Below are 11423 nucleotides of genomic sequence, written 5' to 3'. Positions count from 1 at the left end.
CATCTGTTATACATAGTAACCTATAGGTAAGTAGAAATGTTCACGATTATTTTACTAACTGTGTTGCAAAGTTCCGACGTTTAGTCTATGTTTTTGTATATGGATTGCTAGTTCTATAAGGGGGAAATTAAATGTGTGCAGAAGAAGAAAGTTATGATTTAGTATGGGAGGAAACGAAATGTCCTATTAGTAATGCATTAGACGCAGTAGGTGGAAAATGGAATTATAAAATTATATTAAGTTTGAATAGAGAATGTAAAAGATTTGGAGAATTATTAGAAAGTCTTAATGGGATAAGCGCAAAAACACTCACTTGTTCTTTAAAAAAACTAGAAAAGAAGAACATTATTAATAAAACAGTTTATCCAGTTGTACCATCGCACGTGGAATATGAATTGACTAAAAAAGGAAAATCCTTACACAAAGTTTTGTATGAAATGTACTCGTGGGGGAGGCAATGGGAGGAAAAATAGATAAAGATTATACAGAACTCGATTGTTAAAATATATCGATCGAACATGTCATAACAGCACACTTCTACATTTAATCAAAATGATTTTATTGCACATACTCTCACCTGCGATGGAATAGTTCTATCTAATTTGCGCGGAGCCGTTACGAGCATGACTATTTTACGAAAGTGTGTATTTTTTAACTTCCACACGGTAGCATGCTCGTTCTCCATTTAAAATCCTGACAGCAGTTTACCATTTATTGTACACCTGCAATGTCTACGATCCATCCATTTTCAGAAGAAATATTGTATAAAAACTTTAATCAGTGCGGGTATAGAAACTAAGAAGTTTTAAACAGTGGGGTTAGTTAATTTCTGATGTTTCCTCTTTTAATACTCTCTTATAATTCTCTCCCCAATCTCGCATTAACAAGATAATGGGCTCTAACGTGCGTCCGAATTCAGTCATAGAATACTCTACTTTCGGCGGAACCTCGGGATACACTTTTCGTTGGACAATGCCATCTTCTTCTAATTCCCTTAATTGAAGAGTCAACATTCTTTGCGTAACTCCTGGCATTAGCTTTCTAAGCTGGTTAAATCTCTTTTTACCATCAATAAGATGAAATAAAATTACTCCTTTCCATTTTCCCCCTATAATATCAAGCGTCCCTTCTACTGGACAACCTTCAGGACAACCGTATCCACTTTTTCTATTTCTCATAAATTAACACACCTCACGAATGTATTTTATTACCATCCTACTCCATATAAATAACATAAATGTATCTAGATTACAAGAATGTGCCTACTTACAAACTTTATTTTTACTTTATATAATAATGCTGTAAGAATTTTTAAAGGAGGATGTTAGGAATGAAAGCTGTAGGACTCTACAAATATTTACCTATTGAACATGAAGAAAGCCTTGTGGAGGTAAACGTTGAAAGACCAGTACCCCATCAAAAGGATCTACTTGTAAAGATTGAAGCTATCTCGATAAACCCTGTTGACGTTAAGGTACGGGCACCGAAGGATAAACAGGAAGACACACCAAAAATACTTGGGTGGGATGCTTCTGGAATAGTGGAAGAAGTCGGACCTGATTGTACGTTATTTAAACCAGGTGATACTGTATATTATTCAGGTAGTATTACAAGGCCAGGAACTTATAGTGAATACCATTTAGTTGATGAAAGAATTGTCGGATCGAAACCAAAGTCGTTAACTTTTGCGGAATCAGCTGCTTTACCACTCACCGCCATTACAGCTTGGGAAGGCTTATTTGATCGATTAGGCATTGACTTAAATAAGAAAAATGAAAATGAACAAAAATCCATTCTCATTATAGGTGGAGCAGGAGGAGTTGGGTCTGTTGCTGTTCAGTTAGCAAAATTGGCAGGCTTGAAGGTGATTGCCACTGCATCCAGAAAAGAAAGCAAGCAATGGGTACAGGAACTCGGAGCAGACGAAGTCATCAATCATCACCAGTCCTTTCTCCCCCAAATACAAGAAATTGGCTTAGATCATGTGGATTATATTTTCTGTCTAAATAATACAGATCAACATTGGGATAACATGGGTGAGGCTATAGTGCCACAAGGAAGGATTTGTTCCATTGTAGAAAATAATGAACCTTTAGATCTCAATGTATTAAAAAGTAAAAGTGTTACATTTGTATGGGAGTTTATGTTTACTCGCTCTATGTACCAAACAAAGGATTTGGTAAAACAACATGACCTTCTAACAAAGCTTAGCCAGCTGATCGATGAAGATAAGGTTCGTACGACTTTAACAGAATGCTTCTCTCCTCTAAATGCGGTAAATTTGCGTAAGGCACACAACTTAGTAGAAACTGGGAGAATGATTGGAAAAGTAGTAGTTAAAAATGGCTAATGGAGCTATTTCCGAGAGGAGTGTGTGCAAATTATGATAATAATCATTGCTCGAATGCAAGTAGATCCGTTGTATCTTGAAGATTTCAAAGAGAAAGTCAACGCTCTCATTAAAGCTTCTCAGGCAGAAAAAGGGAATATTAGCTACTCCCTCTTTAAAGGTGTTAGTCAAACAAACGAATTCGTTATGATTGAAAAATGGGAGGGAGAAGAAGCGATTGAAGCACATAATAAATCTCTTCACCTAAAGGAATTTATTGCGTATACAAAAAAAGTGTTATTACAGCCTTTAGACATTGATAAGTGTTATTCTATCTAGAAAAAATAATATATACTTGAATATACCCGACTTAAAAACCACTTCTAATTTATTTTAGAAGTGGTTTTGTAATCTTCTTTTATATATTTGAATTAAATATTTCAATTATAGGATGTCTCCATAAAAAAAGCCTGAAATCATTCAGGCTTTAAACTTCCCTTCCATCACTGTCTCCGTTAACGGACGACGAGGTGAAGGAACTTCGCGTTCTTGGAATACTTCTTCTAGCTTTTCTTTCTCATCCTGGTAACCGATCGCGATAACAGCGTGCAGCTGGAATCTTTCCGGGATGTTCAAGGTTTCACGTGCCTGGTCTTTATAGAAACCACCCATTGCGTGCGTGATCAGACCTTGTTTCATCGCTTGTAATGATAGGAATCCCCAAGCTGTACCCGCATCAAAGGCATGTGCACCGCCTGCTTCGGTATCCGATATAATTAAAACATATGCAGGTGCTTTGGTACACCATGCTAAATTCCCATCCATTATGAAGGAATGAAATTGCTTGCGATCCTCCTCTGAACGGGCAACGATAAACCGCCATGGCTGTTTGTTGCTTCCGGAAGGTGACCAGCGAGCTGCTTCAAGTACGGTCATTAATGTATCTTCGTCTAATTCTTTTTCCGCGAAGGAACGAGGCGACCAACGATTAACAAACATTTCGTCGATTGGATAGTCCGCCTTGCGGTAATCTTGCATATTTATGTTCTTCATCTTTATTCCCCCTTCGCCACTTATTATATGACAAATGATTCACAATCACAAAAATCACGATTCTGGGCAATTGTCATACTTTATAGTATCACTATTTTGAAGGAGAAACAGACGATGAAAGGATTTATATTCTTTTGCCTAGTCATGATTATTGGATTTTTTGTATTTGTTCCTTGGTTACTTATCGTCATACCGATGATTGGCATCAAAACCTTTGTCATTGTTGTTATACTGCTGATTATTGGATTTCTGACAGAATACCTGATGAAAAAAAATTAAAAAAACTTTAATTTTTATAGTTACATTTATCCACTACTATAGTATTATATAAATGAGCTTTAAAAGTAAAAATATAGGAGATGAGGAATGTGAAGTATGATCGAGGAAAAATTGTAAAGAAATACCGAAAATTGCGAGGCTGGTCACAAACGCAGTTAGGTAATGAAGTAGGAGCCAGTACCTCTGCGATTAGTAAGCTGGAATCTGGAAAATCAACACCCTCTGAAGAAATCATGAACAATATCCAGCAAGTTCTCAATATTAGAGAAATTACTTACGCAGAATACCATCCACTTCTCCAGAAATTAAACGCCTGGCAAAAAAGCATTTCGATGGGTAATCACAAAATCGCGGATAGCTATCACCATGAATTCAAAGACTTATCCATCCGCTCCCTTCATGATCAGACAGGCTTATATTCGCTTTGTCATTTCCGTTATGCACTGATGAAATTCAACCTCGATTATGCCGGAGCTTTCCTAGAGGACGTAAAGAAACACGCCGACGTTATTCCCGCATCGTACAGTTACCACTATTATAAATCACTCGGTTGTTATTATTTACTCCGCTCGCAAATGGCAGACGCCTGGACCTATTTGAAAGTCGCAGCAAAATTGGACAAGGAGCAATTTAATCACGATGGAGAAATTCATTTATATTATGCACTTGCCTACTACTTCCGCGAGAATTTTGCTGATTCTCATCAACATGCTATAAAAGCGCTCATCCTTTTTCAAGACAAAATGAACCAGCCGAATATATTGTATTCCCGCTTCCTCGTCATCAAGAACCAAATCCGCAAAGAAGCGACGACAACCATCATCGAACAATTACACACTATCCTTGACAACTACCCAAGCACTCACAAATACTACATCTATTACTTAATAAGCTCTGCCTATATGCAACAAGACGATTATGAACAGGCATTGAAGTATATTCGCAAAGCACTCCATCATGAAACGAACCCATTTTTCAGAGAAAGATATCTGTACCTTTATGCATACATATACGCATTAATGGGCGATGTGGAGATGACAATTACGATGATCAATGGTGGCTTGAAGATGGCGATATCGGAGAAATATCAGTACCGCTTCTATATTTTAAAAGAAATTGTGCAGCGCACATATGGATCAGAATCCTTCCGCAAAAGAGTAAGTGAGGAGATCATCCCTTTTTACCAATCAAATGGTGATGTCGTCGAAGCTAAATATTGCCATGCTATCTTGGGTGATGTCTATTACCGGCTGAGATCCTATAAACAGGCGTGTAAGCATTATTACGTTTTTCCCGGTAACCGATTTATTTCACACTTGCTGCAGAAGTATCCGGTCAAGTAATAATTACCATACATCTTTTGTCTTGGAGTGAGTGATACTAGTGCTTGTAGGAGGTGTACTAGATGGCTAAAGATGTAAAATGTGAGGTTAACAACTGTAAGTTCTGGGCTGAAGGTAACCGATGTCATGCAGATATCATTTATGTAGTCAGCCATACAGGGCGCAGTGCTGCCACAGAAGAAGAAACAGATTGCCAAACATTCGAGCCGTCCGTCTAATCATCCTTCCTTTAATGACCTCAGCTAACTATGGGTGTTAGCTGAGGTTAACCTTTTTCAATCGTAGGCTAGCGCATTTTATCTGGCAAGGCGACGATGGACTCGATTAATGTGTTGAGCTTTGTTTCGATGCGGTGCAGCAGGTAAAAGGTGACTGCCACCGGGAAGCCGAGATCGGTGATTAATGTGGTCCAGGTGTCTTCCATTTATGCTCCTCCTTTCTAAAAAAGGAGAGCCTCACTTCAAAAGTAAGCTCCCCTTTTTGGCTAGATTATAATTCAATATCGGTTACATTGCGTTCGACAATGCGTGCGCTTTTCTTCGCAACTAAATCACCGCCAGATGAAAAGAAAGCGTTCTGGCTCATGATCGCGTCCATGGCAGTGTTAACCACTACCGGATCGACTGGTTCTACTGGATTATCCAGTGAGATGGTGGCCGTTTTACCTTCCTCATTTTCAAATTTGAGTTCGATCTTCTTCATGGCTTATTCCTCCTTTCTAATGTGTGATGCGTAAGATTATTCACTGATTAATTCTGTGTCATTTCGTTTCACCGAGTACAAGCTTAATTGCTGCAATGGAACAATTGCCTTCGTAATTTCCAGCAGCTGGTCGGCAGTTGCATCAATTTTTACGTTGTTGAATGAACGTTTCTTGTAGATCGGATCACCTGAGACAGGATCTGTTCCGTTCTCGAATGTTAACTGTAATCTGGAATCGATTCGATTTGCTGTTGCCATGTCGGTCACCTCCCTTCACTTCTATAATCAATTGGGAAGCGCGGGAGGTGTCGTGTAATTTCTATCTTTTTATTTAAATTGATATATAATAAGTAATGACAGTACATAACATTCATAGTAGAATGTACTTTGATGCTAATTTGTATATAGGAGTAATTATATGACTAACAAACAGGAGCAATTTCGTATTGAAAAAAGAATCAAAAAAAAGAAGAAACGGCTTAAGGTCTTACTTTTTGTCTTTATTCCACTCGTTATTATCCTTGGTTCCGTTGGGGTATTTGCAGCACAGTTAATTAATAAAGCACAGAATACAGTGAACAACGCCCTTGAATCGGATGGACGTGAAGGCGGTTCCGCACTTCGTGATGAGGAAGTAGACCCTGGTAAAGATAGTATTTCCATCCTTTTTATCGGGATCGATGACAGTGAAAAACGACAAAGCAATAATGAATCGAGTCAATTATCAGATGCACTCATATTAGCCACACTTAATAAACAAGATCACAGTGTCAAGATGCTCAGTATTCCGAGAGATTCCTACGTATATGTCCCGATAAAAGATAGACAGACTAAAATCAATCATGCTCACGCATATGGCGGACCTAGTGCAACTATTGAAACCGTCGAGCAATTTCTTGATATTCCTGTTGATTATTTTGTTCGGATTAACTTTAATGCATTTATGGACGTGGTCGATACATTGAACGGCATCACAGTGGAAGTTCCTTATGAATTCTACGAGCAAGACTCGCAAGACCGAAAAAATGCGATTCATCTGTTACCTGGTGAACAGACGTTAAACGGTGAAGAAGCATTGGCGCTTGCCAGAACGCGAAAATTGGACAATGATATTGAGCGTGGTAAACGACAGCAACAAATTATGAAAGCGATATTGCAAAAATCTATGTCACTGGGATCTGTTTTTAAATATGATGATCTCATCGAGGCAGTGGGCAACAATATGAAAACGAACATGACCTTTAATGAAATGAAAAGCTTAGTTTCTTATGGTACAAGTGGTCAGTTAAATATCGAAACATATACATTACAAGGGTCTGACTCCCGTATCGATGGAACGTATTACTACCAGGTGAACGAAGAAAGTTTATCAACGGTTCAGCAAACACTGAAACAACACTTGGATTTTGAAGAGACGACAGCGGAAACAGATACAGTCACAGAATAAAAAAATGGTTCTGAACAGCATCAAAAGCTGATCAGAACCATTTTTATTAGTACAGGAAGTATAAAGCATGGGTTCTTATAATACAGATTATGTAAAGGGGAACTGTAAGTCTATGTGGTTATTTTGATAGGTTTTATCTGCTTGGCAAAGCTCCGGAAATATGCTCCGCGTCCTGTGGGGCACGGTTCAGCTAGGCTACTACTTGCACTGCTTCTTTGCTGCCTTGTGCCGAGGAAGCCCGGTTCGAAGCAATACTTGTAGACACAGGCACAGACAAAGTGGGTCTTCAGCTCGTGCTGCCCACAGGGCTGGAGCGGTATACCAACACATGAACAATTTCAAAATTACCATTAAACCCGTTTTTCTTATTTAAAAAGCCGTAATCCAACCAAAATGAACACTGCCGTCAGCAAACCTCCACAGGCTAGCATGAGCAACTCATCGAAGCTTGCGACAACCGATTTGCTAATGACAATCAGACCGCTGGCCAGCAGGACATATATACTCCACTCCCACGGATTACCTACGGTGAAGCGATATTTTACCGTGGCTGTGATCATCAGGAAAATCATATTGGTCACAGTCGCAATGATAGTACCAACTGCTAGCGCATAGACACCAAGCTGATCGATGTACATATTTATAATAAAAATATTAATACCGAATACGGATAGCATACTATAGAATACCGGTAAATAAGATTGCTCCTTCGCATAAAAGAAGCGTGTGATATACGTATTCATGGCCAATGGCAGCATTGACAGTGCGAGCCATTGTAATAACGGGTACGTTCTTGCTGTAGCCTGCTCATCAAACTGCCCATATTCAAAAATAACCGATATGATAGGCTTAGCATAACTCATTAAAAAGGCGGTCGCCGGTACTAGTAAAATAAATAACCAGCGGATCCCTTTCTGATAAATACGTGACACTTTCTCATTCTGATTATCCCCCACCGCTTTGGACAGCAGTGGATACATAACCGTTGTCACACTGGTCATTAAGATTGCCTGAGGAAATTGTGTCATCTTACTGGCATAATTCAGTGATGCTATGATCCCTTCCTCTAACTGAGAAGCATATATACGCTGAATCAAAAAATAAAATTGTAACGTGGCACCGCCTAATAAAATCGGTAATGCCAATTTCATAAAGCGCCACATTTCATTACGATTTGGACCAAGTCCGATTTGGAAAGAAATCGGGCGTTGCTCCTTCAGCCATTTCGTATATAACAGAAATGCCATCAGAAAAGCCCCTGCAACAGCACCAACTGCATACGAATAAGTGGAAAATAATCCTGTAAGTCCAGCACCAAAGGTCAGGAATACACCGTTGAACACTAGCGTTGCGAAAGCCGTCAATCGGTAATAGCCTTGTATATTCCACAATCCGCTCAGCCACATTCCGATGACGAGAAACAACGAAGACGGTGCCATAACTTGATACAAATGAACCGTTAATTGGAACGATGGACCCGACAAGCCGCTAAATAATAAATGGATAAAATACTCGGCGAATACGATACTGATCACCGTCAGAACGCTTAAAATGATCAGCAATATCGTCCATATATTATTAATGAACAGCTGTTTTTTTGACTCTGCTAATTTGCTGTATACGGAAATAAAGGCAGTCGTTATGGCACCACCAACCACGAGATAAATAAAATTAGGAACGGTAAAAGCAGTAATAATACTATCTGCCACATACGTTGTACCATACTGATAGCCAATCACTACTTCTCTAGCAAATCCTAATAACCGGGCAATCACATTAATGACTGCGACCGCTCCTAATATTTTTACCCAGCGCACCTTAAACACCTTCTTTCCATTCTATCCTTTCCTAACGTGCAAAAAAGGAAACTAGTTAACCGATGATCGGAAAACTATCGATTAACTAGTTTTTATTTTGTTTATATATAGCTAATATCGATTCGATCAGACGATTTTGGTCATATGCTTCTGCTTTGAGGCGGCCATTTTCTACCAATGTATTCGCCAATGCCGGATAGGTTAATACTTGATCGATTTTGTCTGCTAAATCGTCCGGATCCTTTGGTTTCACCTTGAGTCCCGTCTGATCTGCTAATAAGTACGTTAAGCCACCGACATCAGTTCCAACTACCGGCACGTGACAGGACATGGCCTCTAACGCCACAAGACCGAATCCTTCAATATGTGACGGCAATACAAAACAGTCTGCTGCAGACAGCCAAAGTGCTAGTTCTTCCTGGCTGATGGAACCATGAACCTTGATCGCTTCTGATCGATATTGCTGTTGGAATTGTTCAAAATAACTAGCATCTTTCGGTTCACCAATTAAATGCGTGACAAGCTGCGGGTGCTTTTCCTTCAATGAGGCTGTCGCTTCCGCAAGGTCGTCCAGTCCTTTGGCATAGATCAGATTCCCGATAAAAAGAATAATTTCCTGATCCGCTGGTAATCCTAATTGTTGCCGTGCAAATGCTTTTCCAGCAGGTTTAAATACAGAACGATTGACCCCCATGTTGATCACCGATATTTTGGCTTGATCAACAGAGAAGTTGTCATGAATATCCTGCTTCAACCCTTCGCCAACGACGATAATATCATCCGCTTTCTGTAAGATATGCTCAGAAAGCTGGCGGACGCGGTTATTCTTTTTGATCATTTGATCGATATCTCCACCATGCGAGGTGACGACTAATTTTTTGTTAAATAAGTATTTATACGCTAGTCCGACGATCCCTGTTGGAAATATATAATGAACATGGACAGTATCATACCGCCAGCCTTTCCAGATCATGTGCCACAAATTCCGGGCAAAAAACAGACCGTATTTCTTCAGCAGTCTCGCTTTTCCTTTTCGTGGATCTTTAATAGATATAACATGCGCCTGGACGCCTTTTTCCTTCAGTAACTCGACTTGGTTCTTCACAAAGATTCCAAATGTTCTAGAATGCTTAGAAGGATACATATTACTAAGTACTAACACTTTCGGCTGCTTGGTTCTTTCAATAATACGTTCTTTCACCAATTCCATACCGGTAAAGGCTTCTTTTCGCATTTTGCTCGAAATCTTGCCGAACCTTTCTTTGGTAAGCGTCCAATTCATTCGCATCACTTCAATCGATTGCACAAAAAAGCCAGCATCCTGATCCAGTTTTTCAATAGGAATCGAGTATTGTCCCATCCCGATCATTCCCATGAAATCCTCTACTTTGTGATGATAGGAAACCGAAATCACCGGTGTACCAGAAACTAGTGCCAGTATTAATGAATGCAGCCTTGTCCCAATGACAATATCCTGTTCAGAAGCAAATTGGGCAATTTCTTTTGGATCCGCCAAATACTCTTGTATTCTGGTAGATTCCCGATACTTCATCCTGCGCTGGATATCTTCTGTCACTTGTACATCCTGTGGATATTTGGTTGAAAAAAATTGAATCTCGCAATCTGGATATACTTCTGCTAAAGCATCCAGATTCGCTACCATACCTGTTACATATCTTTCGTAGTACGTTGTTTCTTCACGTGGCCAGTAACTTTTATGATAATACGGAACAGCTGTTACTCCTATCTTCAGTGACGTCGAATCCGTGGCTTCCTGCTCTTTCGGTGCTTCAATCTGAAATGCCGGATCTCCAATGACATGTACCGGTGATTTAACCCCAATTGCTTGCAACAATTTCTTGGAATTGGGATCTCTCACCGTCACTAAATCCGACAAATGCGCCAATGAGCGTAACAGCAGCTTCCCTGTTTTGGTCAGAATCGGTCCAGCACCTACTCCGTACAACACAACTGGTGTTCTTGTAAGCTTTGCCAGCCATCCGTACATACCAAATAAAAATGCTTCACGCCCGTATAAGTCCATAAAAATACCACCACCACCGACAATCAGTAAATCTAACTGTCTAATAGCAGCTGCATTTCTTCGCATTGTTCGAAACATGGTTAATACAGCATTATTCTTTTTATAATAAAGGCGTTGAGATTGAACACCATATTGTGCAGTTGTCTTTTCCGGTTGATTAGAGAATACAATTATGTTCGAACGATCTAATTGAAACATCTCTTCAAGTTGAAGAAGAATCCCCTCAAGAATTGCTTCATCACCTTTATTATTGTTTCCATAATTTCCAACAATGCCGATCAGCATACTTTCTTCCATCCTTTTTTAACACATAGTTAGTTTAATCCATCTATTAGTAGTCAACGACTCATAAAGTCTTCCTGTTATTATCTCAGACAATACATACCATTATACTATTTTAACATGTTTT

At 39.4% G+C, this 11423-nt stretch carries 14 protein-coding genes; 7 read left to right on the top strand and 7 right to left on the bottom strand.

Going from position 1 to position 11423, the window contains the following annotated elements:
* The first annotated feature begins 131 nt into the window (after nucleotides 1-131).
* Nucleotides 132-473, top strand: coding sequence for a winged helix-turn-helix transcriptional regulator (locus MUN88_RS09705; RefSeq protein WP_244723808.1), 342 nt, complete (start codon nucleotides 132-134; stop codon nucleotides 471-473).
* A gap of 345 nt (nucleotides 474-818) precedes the next feature.
* Here MUN88_RS09705 and MUN88_RS09700 read toward each other — a convergent pair whose 3' ends face one another.
* Nucleotides 819-1178 carry a winged helix-turn-helix transcriptional regulator gene (locus MUN88_RS09700; RefSeq protein WP_244723807.1) on the bottom strand — a complete coding sequence of 120 codons (360 nt, stop codon included), beginning with the start codon at nucleotides 1176-1178 and terminating at the stop codon, nucleotides 819-821.
* A 152-nt stretch (nucleotides 1179-1330) separates the two neighbouring features.
* Between MUN88_RS09700 and MUN88_RS09695 the strand changes: the two genes are divergently transcribed.
* Both MUN88_RS09695 and MUN88_RS09690 read left to right on the top strand, forming a co-directional pair.
* A complete protein-coding gene (locus MUN88_RS09695) occupies nucleotides 1331-2350 on the top strand; it encodes a zinc-binding alcohol dehydrogenase family protein (protein ID WP_244723805.1) in 1020 nt (339 codons plus the stop codon).
* Between the two features lie 33 nt (nucleotides 2351-2383).
* Nucleotides 2384-2668, top strand: a complete 285-nt coding sequence (locus tag MUN88_RS09690; RefSeq protein WP_244723803.1) for a putative quinol monooxygenase — start codon at nucleotides 2384-2386, stop codon at nucleotides 2666-2668.
* Between the two features lie 141 nt (nucleotides 2669-2809).
* Here MUN88_RS09690 and MUN88_RS09685 read toward each other — a convergent pair whose 3' ends face one another.
* On the bottom strand, nucleotides 2810-3382 hold the full coding sequence (locus tag MUN88_RS09685; RefSeq protein WP_244723801.1) for a nitroreductase family protein: 573 nt from the start codon (nucleotides 3380-3382) through the stop codon (nucleotides 2810-2812).
* A gap of 114 nt (nucleotides 3383-3496) precedes the next feature.
* Here MUN88_RS09685 and MUN88_RS09680 point away from each other — a divergent pair, with 114 nt between their 5' ends.
* From MUN88_RS09680 to MUN88_RS09670, 3 genes are all read left to right on the top strand, one after another.
* Complete coding sequence (locus tag MUN88_RS09680) at nucleotides 3497-3661, top strand: hypothetical protein (RefSeq protein ID WP_244723799.1); 165 nt, start codon at nucleotides 3497-3499, stop codon at nucleotides 3659-3661.
* Between the two features lie 89 nt (nucleotides 3662-3750).
* Nucleotides 3751-5004, top strand: coding sequence for a helix-turn-helix domain-containing protein (locus tag MUN88_RS09675; protein WP_244723797.1), 1254 nt, complete (start codon nucleotides 3751-3753; stop codon nucleotides 5002-5004).
* Between the two features lie 62 nt (nucleotides 5005-5066).
* A complete protein-coding gene (locus MUN88_RS09670; protein WP_244723794.1) occupies nucleotides 5067-5222 on the top strand; it encodes a DUF1540 domain-containing protein in 156 nt (51 codons plus the stop codon).
* A gap of 68 nt (nucleotides 5223-5290) precedes the next feature.
* On the opposite strand, the gene MUN88_RS09665 is transcribed toward MUN88_RS09670, so the two are convergent.
* The 3 genes from MUN88_RS09665 to MUN88_RS09655 all read right to left on the bottom strand — a co-directional run bounded on the left by MUN88_RS09665 (nucleotide 5291) and on the right by MUN88_RS09655 (nucleotide 5964).
* Nucleotides 5291-5428, bottom strand: a complete 138-nt coding sequence (locus tag MUN88_RS09665; RefSeq protein ID WP_244723792.1) for a YvrJ family protein — start codon at nucleotides 5426-5428, stop codon at nucleotides 5291-5293.
* Nucleotides 5429-5493: 65 nt separating this feature from the next.
* Nucleotides 5494-5706: a DUF2922 domain-containing protein gene (locus MUN88_RS09660; protein ID WP_244723789.1), complete on the bottom strand. Its 213-nt coding sequence runs from the start codon at nucleotides 5704-5706 to the stop codon at nucleotides 5494-5496.
* Nucleotides 5707-5742: 36 nt separating this feature from the next.
* Entirely contained in the window at nucleotides 5743-5964 is a 222-nt protein-coding gene (locus tag MUN88_RS09655; protein ID WP_244723786.1) for a DUF1659 domain-containing protein, read from the bottom strand.
* Between the two features lie 160 nt (nucleotides 5965-6124).
* Between MUN88_RS09655 and MUN88_RS09650 the strand changes: the two genes are divergently transcribed.
* Nucleotides 6125-7153, top strand: coding sequence for an LCP family protein (locus tag MUN88_RS09650; protein WP_244723784.1), 1029 nt, complete (start codon nucleotides 6125-6127; stop codon nucleotides 7151-7153).
* Nucleotides 7154-7518: 365 nt separating this feature from the next.
* Here MUN88_RS09650 and murJ read toward each other — a convergent pair whose 3' ends face one another.
* Both murJ and MUN88_RS09640 read right to left on the bottom strand, forming a co-directional pair.
* Entirely contained in the window at nucleotides 7519-8970 is a 1452-nt protein-coding gene (gene murJ / locus MUN88_RS09645; RefSeq protein WP_244723781.1) for a murein biosynthesis integral membrane protein MurJ, read from the bottom strand.
* A gap of 85 nt (nucleotides 8971-9055) precedes the next feature.
* Complete coding sequence (locus MUN88_RS09640) at nucleotides 9056-11311, bottom strand: polysaccharide pyruvyl transferase family protein (RefSeq protein ID WP_244723778.1); 2256 nt, start codon at nucleotides 11309-11311, stop codon at nucleotides 9056-9058.
* Nucleotides 11312-11423: the final 112 nt, after the last annotated feature.

The organism is Gracilibacillus caseinilyticus (genome assembly GCF_022919115.1).
GTDB classification, from domain to species: domain Bacteria; phylum Bacillota; class Bacilli; order Bacillales; family Amphibacillaceae; genus Gracilibacillus; species Gracilibacillus caseinilyticus.
This window is presented reverse-complemented; position numbering and strand designations above follow the sequence as displayed.

Excerpts from the sequence above, each read along its gene's own strand:
- MUN88_RS09705 (WP_244723808.1), top strand. The coding sequence starts at position 132 with ATGTGTGCAGAAGAAGAAAGTTATGATTTAGTATGGGAGGAAACGAAA.
- MUN88_RS09700 (WP_244723807.1), bottom strand. The coding sequence starts at position 1,178 with ATGAGAAATAGAAAAAGTGGATACGGTTGTCCTGAAGGTTGTCCAGTA.
- MUN88_RS09695 (WP_244723805.1), top strand. The coding sequence starts at position 1,331 with ATGAAAGCTGTAGGACTCTACAAATATTTACCTATTGAACATGAAGAA.
- MUN88_RS09690 (WP_244723803.1), top strand. The coding sequence starts at position 2,384 with ATGATAATAATCATTGCTCGAATGCAAGTAGATCCGTTGTATCTTGAA.
- MUN88_RS09685 (WP_244723801.1), bottom strand. The coding sequence starts at position 3,382 with ATGAAGAACATAAATATGCAAGATTACCGCAAGGCGGACTATCCAATC.
- MUN88_RS09680 (WP_244723799.1), top strand. The coding sequence starts at position 3,497 with ATGAAAGGATTTATATTCTTTTGCCTAGTCATGATTATTGGATTTTTT.
- MUN88_RS09670 (WP_244723794.1), top strand. The coding sequence starts at position 5,067 with ATGGCTAAAGATGTAAAATGTGAGGTTAACAACTGTAAGTTCTGGGCT.
- MUN88_RS09665 (WP_244723792.1), bottom strand. The coding sequence starts at position 5,428 with ATGGAAGACACCTGGACCACATTAATCACCGATCTCGGCTTCCCGGTG.
- MUN88_RS09660 (WP_244723789.1), bottom strand. The coding sequence starts at position 5,706 with ATGAAGAAGATCGAACTCAAATTTGAAAATGAGGAAGGTAAAACGGCC.
- MUN88_RS09655 (WP_244723786.1), bottom strand. The coding sequence starts at position 5,964 with ATGGCAACAGCAAATCGAATCGATTCCAGATTACAGTTAACATTCGAG.
- MUN88_RS09650 (WP_244723784.1), top strand. The coding sequence starts at position 6,125 with ATGACTAACAAACAGGAGCAATTTCGTATTGAAAAAAGAATCAAAAAA.
- MUN88_RS09640 (WP_244723778.1), bottom strand. The coding sequence starts at position 11,311 with ATGGAAGAAAGTATGCTGATCGGCATTGTTGGAAATTATGGAAACAAT.